Genomic DNA, 17,171 nt, shown 5'->3' with positions numbered 1-17,171 from the left:
CACCGACGGTTACGTGATTGCGGTCGGGTGAGCATGGCCGAACTCAGATTCGACGGCAGAGTCGCCATCGTCACCGGTGCCGGTGGGGGACTTGGTAAGTCGCATGCACTGCTGCTCGCTGCCCGCGGTGCAAAGGTAGTCGTCAACGACGTCGGCGGCTCGGTGACCGGCGAGGGTTCCGACACGGGACCCGCCGAGCTGCTGGTCAGCGAGATCAGGGCGAACGGCGGAGAGGCGGCCGCGGACGCCAACAGTGTCGCCACACCCGAAGGCGGTGCGGCGATCGTGGCGACCGCGATGGACAACTTCGGGCGCGTCGACATCGTGGTGAACAACGCTGGGATTCTGCGGGACAAGATGTTCGAGGACATGACGATGGACCTCGTCGATCCGGTCCTCGACGTCCATCTCAAGGGAGCCTTCAACGTAACGCGGCCGGCCTTCGCGATCATGCAGAGGCAGGGCTACGGACGAATAGTCAGCACCTGCTCGGCGTCGGGGATCCTGGGGTCGCCGTCGAAGGCCAACTACGCCGCCGCCAAGACCGGTCTCATCGGACTCACTCGCGTACTCGCCGCGGAGGGGGCGGCACACAACATCAAGGCGAACGCCTTGAGTCCGATCGCCTACACCCGCATGCTCGCGCACTCGCTGGAAGGGCCGGAAGCCGACGAACAACTGGGTCCCGACCCCGACGCTGCGAAAGAGCAGCTGACCAAGATGTTCACCGAAACCCTCGATCCCGGACTCGTTTCGCCCGCGGTCGCATTTCTCGCGCATGAGGATTGTCCGGTGTCGGGCGAGCTCTACACGGCCGGTGGGGGTCAGGTGTCGCGATGGTTCATCGGCAGGACCGCGGGGTACTTCAACCGCGGGCTGACGATCGAAGACGTCGCCGAGCATTTCGACGAGATCCGTGACGAAACCGGCTACACGGTGATGACCGATCCGGCCGAGGAGGTCGGGCAAGTACTCACCGCTGTGACCGGCACTGCCACCACGGTGAAATAGGTGTGCCGCACGACGGTCTGAGGCAGCATCTAATCGGGCGCATCAGCAATATACTTGGACTGAAGCCCAATTCCTTCCTGCCGCAACAGATCCGCCGCCGATGAATCCTTCGGACAGCGAGGCCACTTCGTGGGTGCAGTTGTCCGTGGTGCAGAAGAACTCGCCGTTGGAGTTGAAAATCCCTAACGGGCCGTACTTTTCGGTCAAGTAGCAGATGGCGTCGCCGGGTGGGATCGAAGCTGCGTCCGCGGCGTAGGTCCACACGGTTCGTTACGTCGCTCCTTGTTGGCGTAATGGCAGTTGACTGCCATTTATAGGCATACTAACGTCTTGGACTGGCAGCCCAATGTCGATGTTCCGCGACAACGCGAGCAGGAGAGACCATGTCGAGTCCAACCTCCACTGACGCCCTACTGCCCACGGTGCCGGCCCGCCGAGCCGAAGCCTGTCCGCTCGCGCCGCCACCCGAATTCACCCAGTGGCGCGATGAGCCCGGGATGCGCAGGGCGACAAACTTGTTCCTGGCACAGCCGACGTGGGTCGCCAGCCGATACGAAGACATCCGGGCCGCGTTGACCGATCCGCGAATGAGCGCGATGACGATTCCCGACGCATTCACCCCGACGGGTGACGACGATCAGGCTCCGGTGATCTTCCCCCGCACCGACGACCCGGAACACAACCGCCTGCGGAGGATGCTGACGCGAGATTTCACAGCCAGACGGGCCAAGGAGCAGGGCCCGGAGATCCAGCGACTCGTCGACGACCTCATCGACAAGATGATCGCCACTGGACCACCATCCGACTTCGTCCGCGACTTTGCACTGCCCGTCCCCTCGTTGGTCATCTGTCTGCTGCTTGGAGTTCCGTACGAGGACCATGACTTCTTCCAAGACCAGAGCACCGGCGCGCTAGACGTCACGACCAGCGAGGAGGACAAGGTCGCGGCGATCGGGACCATGTTCGGTTATATCAGCCAACTGCTGGAGCGAAAGAAACGCGAGCCAGGCGACGATCTCCTGAGCCGGCTGATGAACGACAATGTCGCCAACGGCGAAATGAGCGTCGCCACGGCGGCGATGACCGGTTTCATCATGCTGCAGGCGGGACACGAGACGACGGCGAGCATGATCGCGCTCGGAACCCTCGTTCTGCTACAGCATCCCGAGGCAATGGCGCGTCTGCGTCAATCCGACGATCCCGCCGTCGCGCTGAACATCGTCGACGAACTGCTGCGCTATCTGACAATCGTGCATGGACCGCTGGTCGACCGGGTAGCCACCGAAGACATGGAGTTGGGTGGTCAGACGATCCGGCGCGGCGAACACGTCGCGATGAACCTCGTTGCGGGCAACTGGGATCCCGACTTCGTCGACAATCCCGAGGTGTTCGACCCCGACCGCAACCCTCGTGGGCATCTCGCGTTCGGCTACGGGGTCCACCAGTGCATCGGCCACAACCTGGCGCGCACGGAACTGCAGATCGCATTGACCACCGTCGCGCGCCGTCTGCCGGGCCTCGCGCTCGCAGTGCCGTTCGAGGAGTTGAACTTCATGGAGGATCAGGCGATCTACCGCTTGGAGACGATGCCGGTCACCTGGTAGTGCGGCCTCAGTAGACTGCCGACTGTGGACAAGCCCGACGAGGGCGTGCCGTACGGCACCCGACTGACAGAGCTGGCCTCGGAGCGCCCCGACGACGCCGTGGTGACCACCGTTGCGCCTGACGGCACCGAACGCACCATCACACTCGGTCAATTGGAGGCGGGAGCCAACCAGTGGGGCCGTGAGCTGGCGGAGCGCGGTGCGACGGTGGGTGCGTATGTTGCGCTGATCGTCCCGAATTCGATTGAACTCGTCCTCGCCGCGTATGGCTGCTGGAAGATCGGTGCGGTGCCGATCCCGGTGCGCTGGGATCTACCCGAATGGGAACGCTCGAGACTGGTGGAGGCGATCTCTCCGGCTGTCCTCATCGACGAAGCGATCTGTTCCGCGTTCGCCGCAGCTGCTGCGCGCCAACCCGATTCCGCTCTGCCTGAGGTCGTCACACCGATGACCAGTGGCATCTGCAGCAGCGGTTCGACTGGCATGCCGAAGGTCATTCTCGATACTCAGCCCGCGCTGTGGACTGAGCTGAAGACGCAACCGTTCATGGCGGTTTGGACGCCGGTGCCGCGTCCGCAAAGGATTCTGGTTCCTGCGCCGATGTACCACACCAACGGTTTCAACACATTGTTCTACATTCTCGGTGGCGATCGGCTGGTGGTTCTGGAGAAGTTCGACGCCGAGCTGTTCCTGGACGTCATCGAAAAGCATCGGATCACCAACTTCACTGCGACGCCGACCATGCTGTCCCGCGTCGCGCGGGTGCCGGGCGTGGGTGAGCGCGACTTGTCCAGCGTGGTGTGGATGCTGCAGGGTGCCGCGGTCATGCCCGCAGCCCTCTTGGAGACATGGTTCAAACTGCTGAACCCGGAACAGATTCTGATGGCGTATGGCATGACGGAGAACTTCGGTCTGACGGTGCTGCGCGGCGATGAATGGCTCGAGCACCGCGGCAGCACGGGCCGGGGTTTCCGTGACACCGAGATCAAGATTCTGGACGCTGACGGCAACGAGGTGCCGACGGGTGAGCTCGGCGAGATCTACATGCGGTCGCCGATTCGCGAACTCTATCGGTATATCGGTGGTGCACAGCCACTTCCGTCCACGCCCGACGGGTTTCACACCGGGGGCGACATCGGTCGAGTCGACGAGGACGGCTATCTGTACGTGACAGATCGGCGCGTCGACATGATCGTGACCGGAGGTGCCAACGTTTTCCCGGCCGAAGTGGAGGCCGCGCTCGCCGAACATGACGACATCGTCGACGTCGTGGTCCTTGGTCTGAAGGATCCGGAGTGGGGCAGACGTGTGCACGCCGTCGTCCAGCTGGCCGACCCCGCGAATCCGCTGACCGAACAGCAGGTCATCGACTACGCGAAGTCGAAGTTGGCGTCATACAAGGCACCCAAGACGGTCGAGTTCGTCGCTGAGATACCACGAAGTGCCGCAACGAAAGTCAGCCGGTCAGCGATGGTCGAAGCGCGCGGAGGCTGAGCGAAGCGCGCTGTCCAGGTCGACGCCGGATCACCCGACCGGCAGCATCTGCCGCCAATCTGTGGGGCCGGGCCGCGCGGCCAGGTCGGATTGCTCATACACCTGACCATCGGATCCGACGTAGCGTCCGGTGCGCGGATCGTATTGCGCGACTGCGGTCGGCGGTGGTGGCGGCGGCCAGACGGGTGGCACGTTTCTCGAGCCCGGCGTAGGTGGGCCCGCCGGTGGGGTGCCGGAGGGAACGGCTCCCGATGGCAGGGGCGTGCCCTGGACCGGCGCGTAGATCTGCTCGGCGGGGTTCGCCCGGCGATCGGGCGGTATGCCCTGGGCTATCAAGTTGGGGTCGATCGGATAGGGCCCCAAGGCGTGCTGACGCAGCGCCAGGGGCTTGAATTCCTGGTCGCTGTTGCAGATCTCGACCGAGGGGGCGCGTTTGCCCGGCCGGCCCATGCACGGGTTGTTCCGGACGCCGCGGACCGCGATCGGCGAGTCCTGCGGCAGCTTGCAGTAGAGATTGTCCGGCGTGTCGATCGTGGTCTCGTCGGCAGGCGAACGCCACTGCGAGGGCGGAAGGAAGCCGACCGTGCACACCGGCGGGTCGGCCATCATCAGCGAGAACGCACCGAGCGACATCCCGGTGGGATTGTTCATGCTGGACATCGAGGCGAAGCCCGCGACATAAGGCGGCAGCAGCACCAGCAGCTGGCGAAGCGACGGGTTGTACGTCACGCCGATCTCACCGACTGTGGTCATGTTCGCCAGCAGCACAGGCAATGTCGGCTTGAGCTGGTCGAGGAGCCGGGCCGCCTCGTCTGCGGTGTCGGGACCGGTGGTCAGCACCTTGCGCAGTTCCGGATCGTTGGTCACGACCTGGCCTGTCACGACGCTCAGCGATTCGGACCAAGTGCGCAACGACTCCGCGGTGCGTACCTGCGAGTCGAGCAGCGGCGCGCTGTCGTCGATGAGCGTCCTGGTTTCCGCCGCGGTGGCGTTGGCGTCGGCGGCGATGCGTGACCCGGAGTCCAGGAGCGACTGGATGTCGTAACCCGCCCCGTTGAATGCCAGAAACGTCTCGTCGAGGAGGTCCGATACCTTGTCCTTGGGAACGCTTTTCACGAGCGCATTGAGTTGGTCGAGCATCGGTCCGACCCGCTGCGGAATGGTCGTGTCCTGTCGCTGGATCACCGACCCGTCGGCCAGGAACGGCGGCCCGCCGCCGCGCGGGATCAGATCCACATACTGTTCGCCGACGGCCGACACGCTGCGCACATGGGCCTCGACGTTGGCGGGGATCTTCGGCGACGACGCCAGAGACAGTTCGGCCACCGCACCGGTTGCCGTCGGAGTCACGCTGCTGACGCTGCCGACCTGTACGCCGCGGTAGGTGACGTTGCCGAACCGGTAGAGGCCGCCCGTCCCCGGCAGCTCGACCTTCACCGTGATATGGGCGATTCCCATCCAGGTGGGTACCGACATGTACCCAAAGATCATGGTGGCCATACCGATAACGCCCACGATGGTGAATATCGCGAGCTGTATCCGGACGCCTTTGGTCAGCATCAGGGACCGCCGGGGTTCGGATAGGGGCCGGCGAAGATGGGACTTGGTCCGGTCGCAGATGTGGTGGCAACGGGAGGCGCCACGACCGGCGCGACGGGAGCAGGGGCCGACGAGGGTACGGCGTTGGGGATCTGGCCTGGCGTACTGCCATCGGCTGGTGGGGCAGGCATTGCGAGGTCGGGTGGTTCATAGGTGTGGCTGAGGTAATTGGGCTCGCCTGGGGCCGGCGTCAACGCCGCGTTCGGATCCCCCCACCGTGTCCCGAGGAAGAGTGTGCGCTTGAGCCGTGGCACGCTGATGTCCATCTGCGCCCAGATGTTGAAGTAGTCACCGCGCACAGCCCGGTCGATCATGTTCTGGCTGAGCGGGAATGTCGGCGCGTAGGCCAACGTGGGAGCAACCTTGGGCGCCTGGTCGGCCAGTAACGCCAATGTGGGACCGAGGTTGTTCAGATTGCGCACGAGATCATCCTGGGTGCGGTTGATCAGGTCGGTCGTGGTGTCGCTGAACTGCCCGAGTTTCTGCAGGGCGGTGACGAACTGGGCGCGTTCGCGTAACAGCACGTCCATGGCGGGCGGGATGGTCTTCAAGGCGTCGATGATGTCGTCCCTGTCGGCGGCAACGGTGCCCATCAGACGATTGAGTGCTTCGACCGCGGCATTGAAGCGGTCCCGTTGTCCATCAACGGTTCCCACAACAGCATCGAGTCGGGCGATCAGTTGGCGGATTTCGCCCTCGCGGCCCGCAAGCGCCGTCGAGGCGCTGTGGATCAACTCACCCACCTGTCCGAGACCGCCGGCATTGACCACGAACGACAGCGCCGACAGGGTTTGTTCGGTCGAGGGGTAGGTCGACGCCCTGTTCAGACCTATCGTGGCTCCTGGCTCCAGGCGGCCCTGTGGGGCCTCGCCCAACGGGGGATTCAGTGCCAGGTGCATCGACCCGAGCAGGCTCGTCTGGCCCACAGTGGCGACCGCGTTGGCGGGTATGACCACATCGCGCTTGACACGCACCTCGACGATGGCATGCCAGTCCTGCACCCCGATGGTGCCGACGCTTCCGACCACGACGTCGTCCATCATCACCGGTGAATTGGATTCCAGCGTACCGACGTTCGAGATGTGAACGTGGTAGACGGTGTTGTCGGAACCGCTGGCCACCGCACCGGGCAGGGGTAAGGAGTTGACGCCGCCGAACCCACATGACGCCACCGCGAGGGAGACGCTGAGGGCGATGGAAACCATACGGGCGAGGGCGCGTGTGCTCATGACGGTGGCGTCCCTTCGGCCGACGGTGGCGCCTCGGCGGGCAGTGGACCCGGCGGCGGTGCGAACCCTGGCGGAGGCGGGACATCGCTGGCACCGGTATACGCCGACACGGCTGGGGGAGGTTCGGGCGGGTCAACCGGTCCGACACCACCAGGAGCCAGCGCTGGATCGGTATAGATCAACTTGTCCGGGGTGACTGTCGATTGGAGGGCGAAGTTCTGCGGAACCGGCAGGTAGTTCAGGCCTACCGTGTTGAGTGCCGGACCGAGATACTGCGCACAGAGTTTGCCCGACTCCGCGGCGGTCACGTTCGCCGCGCCCGTGATCGCACCGCACAGGAAACTGAGCGGGTCGGAGATGTTGTTGAGGATGAACGATCCGACCGCGCCGGGATAGTTGGGGTTCAGGATGCTGTAGGCGTTGGCGAATGACGTCGGTGCGATGTGAAGAATGTTCTCGACATCCAACCGCTGGTCCGCCAGCACCTGTGTCACGTTGGCGAGGCGCGCCACCTGCTCGCTGGCCTTGTCGCGGGTACCTGCGATGAAGCGCTGGACTTCCGAAACCGCCACGGAGAGCTCTTTCATCGTGGCGTCGAGATCGCTTCTGCTGTCTGCGAGCACCGTGCTGAAGGTGGCAAGGCGGTCGCCGAACAGGACGAGTTCCTCACTGCTGTCGCGAAGCACGGTGACGAACGTCTGCAGGTTCTTGATCGTTGCGACGACGTCGCCGCTGCCGTCGGACAGGATGCGGGCAAGCTGCGAGAGCTGCGCGAAGGTCTGCCGTAGCTTTGCGCCGTTGCCCGCCATCGCGTCGGCCGTACTGTCGATGAATCTGCTTACGGAGGTGTCCGACAACTCACTCGTCGGGCCCAACTCGGTTGCGAGCCTGGTCAGTTGCGTCTTGACCTCATCCCACTCCACCGGCACGGCGGTGCGCTCCTGAGGGATGGTGGCGCCGTCGGCCATCTGCGGTTGGCCGCGCTTGTAGAGCGGAGCCAGCTGCACGTAACGCGCGGCCACCAGGTTCTGCGCGACGATCACCGCCTTCGCATCGGCGGGCACGCGCACGCCGTGGTCGATCTCCATGACGACGACGGCGCGATCGGGTTGCGGAGAGACGGCGCGGATCTTGCCGACCTTCACCCCGGCGATGCGAACCTCGTCCCCGGGGTACAGCCCGGTTGCCGAGACGAAGTCGGCGGTTATCGTCGTGGGCGCGAAGAATGATTGGCGCACGACGACAGCTGAGCCGACGACCAGACAGAGGGTCAGCACTGCGAGCAGAATGTTGCGCTTCCAGCGGTTCACCATTAACCCCCTGGAATCCCATTGCGGGGCCACTGAATCCGCGCGCGGGGTAGGTAGGGGTCACCGTCACGGAAGCCGAAGGCATAGTCGAAGAACGGCTGAACCAGACCTGGCAATGCGAGGTTGGGAACGTATGCGCTGTAGTAGGGCCCGTTGGCGACGGCTTCACTGGCGGTGATCTGGAATTTCTTCAGACCCGGTAACGCCTTGGAGATGTTGTCGCGGTTCTTCTCCAGCATCGCTGTCACCGAGTTGAGACGGTCCAGGGTCGGTGCGAGTTCCGCCTCGTTGTCGGCCACGAGACCGGTGAGATTTCTGGCCACCGCGGCGGTGTTCGCGAGCAGTTCGCTGATGGCGTGCCGCCGTTGCACCAGCATCGCGAGCAGATCGTTGGCGTTGAGGATCAGCGTGTTGACCTGCTGGCTGCGCTCGGCGAGCACATCGGTGACGGTGACGGCGCTCGTCAGCAGCTTTTGTAAAGATTCGCTGCGGCTGTTGAGTGACCGCGAAAGTCGGGACAGACCATCGAACGTCGGGCCCAGCTGCGGTGAGATCTGATCGAGTGTCGCCGAAAGCGTGTCGAGCGACTCGTTGAGAGCTCCCATGTCTGTCGCGGCGACGTTCGTCGTCAGATCGTTGACCGCCTCGTTGAGCGAATACGGCGAACCCGTACGCGACAGCGGGATGGTGTCGCCGAAACGCATGGGCTTCGAACCGGTGGGCTCCAGCGTGAGAATCCGTGCACCCAACAGAGATCCGGTCCGGATGTGTGCGGTGGTCTGGTCGCCAAGGCGCACGGTGTCCCTGACGACGAAGGTCACCACTGCCCCTTGCTCGCCGAGCGAGACATCGGTCACGGTGCCCACGTCGATACCCGAGACCTTGACGTCGGCGCCGCTGGCCAGACCGCCCGCCTCCGCAAACTCGGCGTAATAGCGGATACCTGTGGCCCAGGAGACCAGTCGCTCGGGCTGCAGTCCGATGGCTATGATCAGCGTCGCGAGCACGACGCCGAGGACTCCGACCCTGACGAGTTTGGCGTTGCGGTACTTAAGCATCCGGTTCCGCACACCTCCCGTCTTTCTGCTCGATCCACGGGAAGACGGCTGCGCGTCCCTGCAGGTCGGTCACCCGGACAGACAGCCCGCACAGGTAGTAATTCACAAAACTCCCATACGAGGCGGGCCGGATCAGCTTGCGGTAGTTCTCCGGTGCCCGTTGCAGCGCCACGTCGATTTGGTCCTTGCCGTCATCGAGTGCGGGAGCCAGCCGGTTGAGCTGGTCGACGGTATCCGCAAGGGGCGGACGGGCATTGGTCAACAGGTCGGCCATCGAAGCGGTGCCGCTGTTCAATGATTCGATTGCGGTTGCGATCGTGTCACGGTCGGCCGCCAGCTCGGTGGTCAGCTGTTCGAACCGATCGAGTGCGTCGGAGAACCTGTCGCCCTCTTTGCCCAGCGTCGAGACGACGGTCTCGAGGTTGCCGACAAGTTGTTCGAGCGCCTCGTTGTTGTCGGCCAGCGCGTTGGTGAATGAGGATGTCTGGTCGAACAGCGAGCGCATCGTGTCTCCCTGACCCTGGAATATCTGCAACAGCGCACCGCTCAAAGCGTTTACGTCCTGCGGGTCCAACCCGCGGATCACGGGTTTGAGGCCACCAAGCAGGAGGTCGAGGTCCAACGCCGGCTGGGTGCGGTCTTCGGGGATCTGCGAGCCACGCGGCATCACCCGGGTCGAGCCGGGGCTGTCCAGCAGCTCCAGATACCGATCGCCGACGAGGTTGAGGTACCGCACGGCAGCGCGCGTACCGGTCGTCAACACCACGGTGTCGTCGGCGTCGAAATCCACGACCACCGAGTTGTCCTCACGCAGAGTGACATCACTGACCGTTCCGACCCGTACCCCCGCCACCCGGACCGAGTCGCCGGGTTCCAGATCGGAGGCGTCGTTGAAGACGGCCGAGTAGCCGTGGGTCGAGCCGCCCCGATACTCACCGAAGATGAGGAACAAAGATGTTGTCAGCGCGGTCATGACGACAACGAAGGCACCGAATTTCACCAGTGTGCGGCGGACGCTCATCCCGGCATCCCCATCTGGGCGCTGTTGCGGGGCGGGCCGTCGAGCGGGCCGTACAGGATCTCTTTGAGCAGGTCGGAATTCACCAACGGACCCACATTGCCGTATTTGTACGGGTTCGTCCCGATGTCGGCGACGACCTTGGGCGGCCAGCTGTTGAATTGAAGCGGCAGTTGTCCCTTGCACTGTGGCGGTCCCGACGCGGCGACCTTCGGTAGGTCACCCGGATATCGATAGCGTTCGATTCCGAGTGCGAGCGCGCCGACGTCGGTGACGCCCGGGTTGGGCCCCGGTGGTTTCAGCACGTAGTTGTCGTAGATGCCGGCCAAGCTGCAGTCGAGCGCTTCGCGGTATTCGTAGATGAGGTCGGTGGTCGGCACCAGCAACCGCTGCCAGTCGGCGAGCGCATCGGAGTTGGAGCCGATGACGTCCTGGCCCGTGTCGGCCAGCCCGATCGTCGAGAACAGAATTCGGTCGAGGCTGGATTCCTGGTCGATCAGCGTAGTGCTGATTTGCGTTGCGTTGGAGAGGGTGTCGAGTAAGGCGGGTGCTGAGTCGGCGTACGAATTTGCGACGTCGGCGAACATCGCTATCTCGTCACCCAATTGCGGCAGGCTCGGTTCGATGGTTCCGAGAAATTGGTTGAAGTCGGTCAATGAGCGCCCGAAGGCCTCGCCCCGTCCGCTCATCGCCGTTGCGATCGCACCGAGGGTTTCGTTGAGTTTCACCGGATCGATGTGGGACAGAAAGGACTCGAGGTCCTGAAAGATCGTGTTCGCCTCGACGGTGACATGCCGGGAGTTGATCACCTGGCCTGCGCGCAGCGGCGTCGCCGACGGGTCCGCAGGGGGGAGCAGGTCAACCGACTTCGCACCGAAGACCGTGGTGTTGGCGATCTCGACTTCAACGTTGGACGGCACGATCTTCAGCCGCTCAGGGTCCATCGCCAGCCGGAGCTCCGCTTGCCCGTCCGGAGTCTCCTTGACCGCTGACACCGTACCCACCTGGGCGCCGTGCAACTTCACCTTTGCTCCGGGATCCATCAACAGCCCGGCTCGATCCGCCATGACGGTGACCGGAACCGAGTCGATGAACCTCCCGTTGAAGAGGGCGATCGTGACCATCACGACGATGACCGCCACCACCACCGCGATCAGTCCGGCGAGAGGGCGTACGTAGCTACGGGAACCGAAATCCTTGCCAGGCTCGGCAGCGACGGGACGCGCGCTGGTCGCGGCGCTCCAGGCCGCTCTCTTCATTCCCGGCATAGGAAGAGGCAGGGAAAAGCGGCCAACGATCCACCGGCAAGCGATGACCTTTCGGAGGCGATCACTGAGTTTCCCCTCATGGATGTGATCCAAATCGCATACTCGTAGTGACGAGAAGCGTACACAGGCGATATCAGAAGCTCAAGATGCTAATTGTGGTGGATAGATCTCGTTGTTACGAGAGCATGGTTCTACTATGAACTCGGTATATAGGTCGACGAGTGTGGTATGGGTGGGCCGGAAGATGTCCCATGCCCATTGAGGATCTGCCGCTATCGGCATCTCAACCGGCGTGGATCTTCTCAAGAATGTAGTTGCGCTCTAGATTCGATAAGAATAACGTTCTACTGCGAGCAGCGATTTTAGGAGCAGCGTGGAGATCCTCGCGGAGCAACGGACTTACATCGCGGGCGACTGGGTGACCGGCGAGGAGCTGCTGAGCGTCGAGAACCCGGCGGACGAGACCCACGCCGGCGACGTCACTGTCACGCCGCTGCCGGAGGTCGAGCGGGCCATCGCCGAGGCGCGGCGGAGTTTCGACGACGGTGTGTGGGCAGACCTGCCGGTCGGGGAGCGGGCCCGAATGCTCACCGAATTCGTCGACCACATCGAGGCAAGTGCCGACGCCTTGGTTCCGACCATCGTCGCCGAGGCGGGTCAGTCGACCCGGTTCGCCGAGATGACGCAGGTAGGCGCGGGAACCAGCATGGCCCGCCAGACCATCGACCTGTATCAATCGATGACGCACGAGCAGGCAAGTCCGGTGCCCGTCGACGATCTGGTGCGGGGCAGGGTGGCGCTGAGTATCCGCCGCCACGAACCGGTAGGGGTGGTCAGCGCGATCACGCCGTACAACGCCGCAGTGATCATGGGCTTTCAGAAGCTCATTCCCGCACTGATGGCAGGCAATTCGGTGATCCTGCGACCCAGTCCGCTGACGCCGATGTCGTCCTTGATCTTCGCCAAGGCCGCGGAGGCCGCGAATCTGCCCGCCGGAGTGTTGAGCGTCGTCGTCGAATCCGGAACGGCGGGAGCGGAGCTGCTCACCAGTCACCCCGCAGTGGACATGGTGTCGTTCACGGGGTCGACGGCGGCCGGACGCAGGATTCTCGCGCAGGCCGCACCGACCGTGAAGCGGGTCTCGCTGGAACTCGGCGGCAAGTCAGCTCAGATCTACCTGCCGGACGCGATCGACAAGGTCGCCATGGGCGCGGCAATGGTGGTGATGGGCACGGCGGGTCAGGCCTGTGTGGCCGCGACGCGCATGCTGGTGCCCGACGAACATCGCAGCCAGGTCGTAGAGGCCGTCAGCAGGGTCTATTCCACGATCAAGGTGGGGCCGCCCAGCCAGCCCGACGCCCTGATGGGCCCGGTCATCAGCGCGGCGGCGCGGGAACGATGCGAACGCATTGTCGCCGCCGCCGAGAACAGTGGCGGAAAGGTCGCCTGTGGTGGAGGGCGCCCTGAGGGTCTGGAGCGCGGTTACTACTTCGAGCCGACCGTGCTGGACGTCCCCGACAACGCGAATCCCGCTGCGCAGGAGGAGATTTTCGGTCCAGTCATCGCAGTGTTGGGGTATCGCGACATCGATGATGCGGTCGCGATCGCCAACGACAGCATCTACGGGCTGTCGGGCCAGGTGTATGGGGCTGATGTGGCCGCCGCCGTCGGCGTGGCGCGGCGACTGCGCACCGGCGCGGTGAATGTCAACACCACCGTCTTCTCGGCATACGCCCCGAGCGGGGGATACAAGCAGAGCGGTCTCGGCCGCGAACGCGGGCCCGACGGGATCCGCGAGTTTCAGGAAGTCAAGCACATGTCGATTGGAGAGCTGGCCAAATGACGATCACCGACTCGCGTAGTGAAACAGCCGAAAACGGGGGCGCCGATATCGATCTGAACTGGTTGATCTCCGTCGACGATCACATTCTCGAGCCGCCGAACCTGTGGGTCGACCGTGTCGCCGCCAAGGACCGGGACAAGGCGCCCCACATGGAAACGGGTCCCGACGGCGTAGAAGCCTGGGTCTACGACGGAAAGCGTTATCCGGGTTCGGGACTCAGCGCCGTCGTCGGCAAGTCCAAGGAGGAGTTCAGCCCCGAGCCCCTGTCGTACTCCGAGATGCGGCCGGGCTGCTACGACGCGGCGGCCCGCATCGAGGACATGGACCGCTCGGGAGTGCTTGCGTCTCTGTGCTTCCCGACGGTGACGCGGTTTTGTGGTCAGCTGTTCATGGAGGCCAGCGATCGCGAGTTCGGCTTCGAGTGCCTGCAGCACTACAACGACTGGCTGGTCGAGGAGTGGTGCGCTGCCGCACCCGGCCGCTACATCCCGCTGATGCTGATCCCGATGTGGGATCCCAAGCTCGCCGCCAAGGAGATGGAGCGGATGGCGGCCAAGGGCGTCACGACCTTCGCGTTCTCCGAGAATCCGGAACCGTTGGGGCTGCCCACGATTCACGACCCCAATGGGTACTGGGATCCGGTGATGGCGGCTGCCAACGAGCTGGAGATGGTCGCCAGCATGCACGTGGGTTCCTCCTCCCAGCTGCCGAAGATCTGCAGCGACGCGCCGTTCATGGCCAACCTCACCTGGGGTGCGTCGAGGACCTCGGGAACCATGCTCTCCTGGCTGTTCAGCGGGCTGTTCCAACGCTTCCCGAAGTTGAAGATCGCACTGTCCGAGGGCGAGGTCGGGTGGATGCCCTACTTCCTGGAGCGCGCCGAGCAGGTACTCGACAAGCAGCGGTACTGGGTCAAGCGCGGGACGAAGTTCATGGGCCACGCGGGAAACGACGCCGATCTCGACACCCTCGACATCCGGGAGACCTTCCGTAACCACATCTACGGCTGCATCATCGAGGATCGCCACGCCATCAAGAGTCTCGATGAACTCGGCGAGGACAACATCATGTGCGAGACCGACTACCCGCACTCGGACTCGACGTGGCCGAACTGCATCGACGTCGCCCGCAACACGATGGCAGGCCTCGCCCCCGAGGTGCAGTACAAGTTGTTGCGCGGCAACGCCGAACGGCTCTACCGCTTCACTCCGGCCGAGCCACCGGCACGGGCGGGCGTGTGACCGGCCTGCTGGAGGGCAAGAGCGCCATCGTGACCGGCGCCGGCTCCGGTGTTGGACGGGTCTCGGCGCAGCGGTTCGCCGAGGAGGGTGCGCGGGTGGTCGCGGCGGATATCAACGTCGACAACGCCAAGGAGACGGTCCGCCGGATCGAGGCGTCCGGCGGCACGGGTGTTGCTGTCGGAGTCGACGTTTCCGACGACGGTCAGGTGCAGTCGATGATCGCGGCGGCGGTCGAGGCCAACGGCAGGCTGGACATCTTGTTCAACAACGTCGGCATTCCGACGCCGCGCCTTGGCATGGTGTTCGAGGACCACACGCTGGAGGATTTCAACCGCCTGGTGGCGGTGAACCTCGGCGGAGTATTCCTGGGCTGCAAATACGCTGTGCTGCAGTTCAAGAAGCAGGGTGGCGGCGGCGTCATCCTCAACACCGCGTCCGTCGCGGGGCTGGTGGGATGGGGCGGCTCGGTCTACGGCGCCACCAAGGGCGGCGTCATCCAGCTGACCCGAGGCGTCGCGATCGAGGCGGCTCCGTTCGGGATTCGCGTCAACGCCATCTGCCCGGCCGCGATGCCACTGACCGGTTTCATGGCGGCGGGCGGGCTACAGGTCGACGAGGCCAAGCAGGCCGAAATCGCAGAGGCGGTGGGTGGTCAGCACCCGCTCGGGAAGGCCATCACGGCCGAGGACTGCGCCGAGGCGGCGCTGTACTTGGTGTCGGACGCCGCGCGCAACGTGACCGGGGTGGCGTTGCCGGTCGATGGTGGGTTCGTGGCGAAATGACCAGTCCCACGTTGGATCGTCAGCGGATCAGGGAACTCTTCGATCTGCGTAGCTCCTTCAACGAGTACATCGGGGGGCGCTACCACGACGATCCCTATCCGATATGGCACCGGCTGCGGGAACAGGGCCCGGTGCTGCCCGGGATCCTTCACGAACTCACCGGCGTGCCCGGCACGCTGTACTGGCACGGCCTGCCCAACCCGGATCGCCCGCACTTCACCACATTCGACTTCGAGACCGGCTTCGCCGCCTACCGCAATCCAGAAGTCTTGGCGTCCTCGCCGGAGCCGATCGATCTCGACAACGGACCGCTCGGGGTCATGAACAGCATGCTGTCGATGGACGGGGACCAGCACAAGCGGTACCGCGCTCTGGTGCAACCGTCGTTCTTACCGTCGAACGGCACCTGGTGGACCACGAACTGGGTCTCCGACATCGTGGATCTACTCATCGACGGCTTCGCGCGGGACGGGCGCGCCGAACTGAATGTCGACTTCTGCGCGGCGATTCCGTTGCTGACGATCACCGGCAGCTTCGGGGTGCCGATGGCTCAGGCACTGGAGATCCGGTCCGCACTCGCCCGCGACCCCCAGAAGGTGGTCGACATCGTCAGGCCGATCGTCGAGGCGCGTCGCAAAAATCCCGCCGATGATCTGATCAGCACGCTGGTGCAGGCTGAGATCACCGACGACGACGGTGTCAACCACCGTCTGACCGACCGGGAGATCGACTCATTCGTCCTACTGCTGCTGGGCGCTGGTTCAGGTACCACGTGGAAGCAGATGGGAATCACGTTGACTGCACTGTTGCAGCGCCCTGACGTACTGGAAGCGGTGCGCGAGGATCGCTCTCTGCTTCGACCGGCCATCGAGGAATCGGTGCGATGGATGCCCACCGACCCGATGTTCTCCCGACATGCACTTGTCGACACGGAATTGGGAGGTGTCGAGATCCCCGCGGGGTCGGTCGTGCACATCGGGATTGGGCCTGCGAATCGAGACCCCGCGCGGTGGGATCGTCCCGACGAATTCGACATCACTCGAAAGATGAAGCCCTCGCTGGGGTTCGGGCAGGGGTCGCACATCTGTCTGGGTATGCACGTGGCTCGTGCAGAGATGACCACGGCGATCTCGGCATTGCTCGATCGGCTGCCGAACCTGCGACTCGACCCCGATCAGGAGGCGCCTCGGATCATCGGGTTGTACGAGCGCGGAGCCACCGCCATTCCCGTCCTCTTCGATGCAGGATGAGGCATCGTGTCTGAGCAGAACTACACCGCACCGGATCTCGCGCTCGTCGGCGAAACCCACGTCGCGGCCTACCGCGAGACGAACGGCGAAACCGGTTATCTCTGGAACGGTGTACCGACGCTGCTGCTGACTGTGGTCGGACGGCGCAGCGGCGAGCCGAGGACGTCGGCGCTGATCTTCGGTCGCGACGGCGATGATTATCTCGTCGTCGCGTCGATGGGCGGCGCGCCGGTACACCCCAAGTGGTACTTGAATTTACAGGCGCACCCGGATGCCGAGATCCAGGTGCGTGACGCGCGAATTCCAGTGATCGCGCGCACGGCGACACCCGACGAGAAGCCGCGGCTGTGGCGCATCATGACCGAGGTCTGGCCCAATTACGATGTCTACCAGTCGCGGACGGACCGCGATATCCCCGTCGTGGTGCTCTCGCCGTCATGACCAGCGCGAGCAACTCGTCGGCT

15 protein-coding genes are annotated in these 17,171 nt (G+C 64.2%); 8 read left to right on the top strand and 7 right to left on the bottom strand.

Translation table 11 applies throughout. The features are described 5' to 3' along the window. Window positions 1–33 precede the first annotated feature (33 nt). The gene (locus G6N43_RS28895) at window positions 34–1,011 is read left to right on the top strand and encodes an SDR family NAD(P)-dependent oxidoreductase (protein ID WP_083150615.1); all 978 of its coding nucleotides are present in this window, start codon (window positions 34–36) and stop codon (window positions 1,009–1,011) included. A 42-nt stretch (window positions 1,012–1,053) separates the two neighbouring features. Here the strand turns inward: G6N43_RS28895 and G6N43_RS31155 are convergent, their stop codons facing one another. Beyond that, window positions 1,054–1,275, bottom strand: coding sequence for a Rieske 2Fe-2S domain-containing protein (locus G6N43_RS31155; RefSeq protein ID WP_110810348.1), 222 nt, complete (start codon window positions 1,273–1,275; stop codon window positions 1,054–1,056). A 119-nt stretch (window positions 1,276–1,394) separates the two neighbouring features. On the opposite strand from G6N43_RS31155, the gene G6N43_RS28885 reads away from it, so the two are divergent. Then, on the top strand, window positions 1,395–2,615 hold the full coding sequence (locus G6N43_RS28885) for a cytochrome P450 (protein ID WP_083150614.1): 1,221 nt from the start codon (window positions 1,395–1,397) through the stop codon (window positions 2,613–2,615). A gap of 24 nt (window positions 2,616–2,639) precedes the next feature. Beyond that, complete coding sequence (locus G6N43_RS28880) at window positions 2,640–4,109, top strand: class I adenylate-forming enzyme family protein (RefSeq protein WP_234810069.1); 1,470 nt, start codon at window positions 2,640–2,642, stop codon at window positions 4,107–4,109. Window positions 4,110–4,139: 30 nt separating this feature from the next. Here the strand turns inward: G6N43_RS28880 and G6N43_RS28875 are convergent, their stop codons facing one another. Genes G6N43_RS28875 through G6N43_RS28850 form a run of 6 tightly spaced genes read right to left on the bottom strand, consistent with a single transcriptional unit; the run spans window position 4,140 to window position 11,591 of the window. Beyond that, window positions 4,140–5,669 (bottom strand): MCE family protein, encoded by a 1,530-nt coding sequence (locus tag G6N43_RS28875; RefSeq protein WP_083150612.1) that lies wholly within the window; start codon window positions 5,667–5,669, stop codon window positions 4,140–4,142. Continuing rightward, window positions 5,669–6,937: an MCE family protein gene (locus G6N43_RS28870; protein WP_083150611.1), complete on the bottom strand. Its 1,269-nt coding sequence runs from the start codon at window positions 6,935–6,937 to the stop codon at window positions 5,669–5,671. The genes G6N43_RS28875 and G6N43_RS28870 overlap by 1 nt, the downstream gene beginning before the upstream one ends. Continuing rightward, window positions 6,934–8,250 (bottom strand): MCE family protein, encoded by a 1,317-nt coding sequence (locus G6N43_RS28865; protein ID WP_083150610.1) that lies wholly within the window; start codon window positions 8,248–8,250, stop codon window positions 6,934–6,936. Before G6N43_RS28865 ends, G6N43_RS28870 begins: the two co-directional genes overlap by 4 nt. Further along, window positions 8,250–9,305, bottom strand: a complete 1,056-nt coding sequence (locus G6N43_RS28860; RefSeq protein WP_083150609.1) for an MCE family protein — start codon at window positions 9,303–9,305, stop codon at window positions 8,250–8,252. The genes G6N43_RS28865 and G6N43_RS28860 overlap by 1 nt, the downstream gene beginning before the upstream one ends. Next, window positions 9,298–10,326: an MCE family protein gene (locus G6N43_RS28855; protein WP_083150608.1), complete on the bottom strand. Its 1,029-nt coding sequence runs from the start codon at window positions 10,324–10,326 to the stop codon at window positions 9,298–9,300. The genes G6N43_RS28860 and G6N43_RS28855 overlap by 8 nt, the downstream gene beginning before the upstream one ends. Next, entirely contained in the window at window positions 10,323–11,591 is a 1,269-nt protein-coding gene (locus G6N43_RS28850) for an MCE family protein (RefSeq protein WP_083150607.1), read from the bottom strand. Before G6N43_RS28850 ends, G6N43_RS28855 begins: the two co-directional genes overlap by 4 nt. A 373-nt stretch (window positions 11,592–11,964) precedes the next feature. Here G6N43_RS28850 and G6N43_RS28845 point away from each other — a divergent pair, with 373 nt between their 5' ends. The 5 genes from G6N43_RS28845 to G6N43_RS28825 are packed head-to-tail and all read left to right on the top strand — an operon-like array spanning window position 11,965 to window position 17,148. Further along, window positions 11,965–13,434, top strand: coding sequence for an aldehyde dehydrogenase family protein (locus G6N43_RS28845; RefSeq protein WP_083150606.1), 1,470 nt, complete (start codon window positions 11,965–11,967; stop codon window positions 13,432–13,434). Further along, a complete protein-coding gene (locus G6N43_RS28840) occupies window positions 13,431–14,675 on the top strand; it encodes an amidohydrolase family protein (RefSeq protein ID WP_083150605.1) in 1,245 nt (414 codons plus the stop codon). Before G6N43_RS28845 ends, G6N43_RS28840 begins: the two co-directional genes overlap by 4 nt. Continuing rightward, window positions 14,672–15,457, top strand: a complete 786-nt coding sequence (locus tag G6N43_RS28835) for an SDR family NAD(P)-dependent oxidoreductase (protein WP_083150604.1) — start codon at window positions 14,672–14,674, stop codon at window positions 15,455–15,457. The genes G6N43_RS28840 and G6N43_RS28835 overlap by 4 nt, the downstream gene beginning before the upstream one ends. Continuing rightward, complete coding sequence (locus G6N43_RS28830) at window positions 15,454–16,707, top strand: cytochrome P450 (RefSeq protein ID WP_083150603.1); 1,254 nt, start codon at window positions 15,454–15,456, stop codon at window positions 16,705–16,707. The genes G6N43_RS28835 and G6N43_RS28830 overlap by 4 nt, the downstream gene beginning before the upstream one ends. A 6-nt stretch (window positions 16,708–16,713) precedes the next feature. Further along, the gene (locus G6N43_RS28825) at window positions 16,714–17,148 is read left to right on the top strand and encodes a nitroreductase family deazaflavin-dependent oxidoreductase (RefSeq protein WP_083150602.1); all 435 of its coding nucleotides are present in this window, start codon (window positions 16,714–16,716) and stop codon (window positions 17,146–17,148) included. Window positions 17,149–17,171: the final 23 nt, after the last annotated feature.

It is taken from the genome of Mycolicibacterium moriokaense (genome assembly GCF_010726085.1).
GTDB classification, from domain to species: domain Bacteria; phylum Actinomycetota; class Actinomycetes; order Mycobacteriales; family Mycobacteriaceae; genus Mycobacterium; species Mycobacterium moriokaense.
Note: the sequence above shows the minus strand (reverse complement) of the source record. Positions and strands in the feature narration are given on the sequence as shown.

What these genes read in the sequence shown, in the direction of transcription:
- G6N43_RS28860 (WP_083150609.1), bottom strand. Translation starts at nt 9,305, where the DNA reads ATGCTTAAGTACCGCAACGCCAAACTCGTCAGGGTCGGAGTCCTCGGC.
- G6N43_RS28885 (WP_083150614.1), top strand. Translation starts at nt 1,395, where the DNA reads ATGTCGAGTCCAACCTCCACTGACGCCCTACTGCCCACGGTGCCGGCC.
- G6N43_RS28855 (WP_083150608.1), bottom strand. Translation starts at nt 10,326, where the DNA reads ATGAGCGTCCGCCGCACACTGGTGAAATTCGGTGCCTTCGTTGTCGTC.
- G6N43_RS28830 (WP_083150603.1), top strand. Translation starts at nt 15,454, where the DNA reads ATGACCAGTCCCACGTTGGATCGTCAGCGGATCAGGGAACTCTTCGAT.
- G6N43_RS28850 (WP_083150607.1), bottom strand. Translation starts at nt 11,591, where the DNA reads ATGCCGGGAATGAAGAGAGCGGCCTGGAGCGCCGCGACCAGCGCGCGT.
- G6N43_RS28875 (WP_083150612.1), bottom strand. Translation starts at nt 5,669, where the DNA reads ATGCTGACCAAAGGCGTCCGGATACAGCTCGCGATATTCACCATCGTG.
- G6N43_RS28870 (WP_083150611.1), bottom strand. Translation starts at nt 6,937, where the DNA reads ATGAGCACACGCGCCCTCGCCCGTATGGTTTCCATCGCCCTCAGCGTC.
- G6N43_RS28865 (WP_083150610.1), bottom strand. Translation starts at nt 8,250, where the DNA reads ATGGTGAACCGCTGGAAGCGCAACATTCTGCTCGCAGTGCTGACCCTC.
- G6N43_RS28840 (WP_083150605.1), top strand. Translation starts at nt 13,431, where the DNA reads ATGACGATCACCGACTCGCGTAGTGAAACAGCCGAAAACGGGGGCGCC.
- G6N43_RS28895 (WP_083150615.1), top strand. Translation starts at nt 34, where the DNA reads ATGGCCGAACTCAGATTCGACGGCAGAGTCGCCATCGTCACCGGTGCC.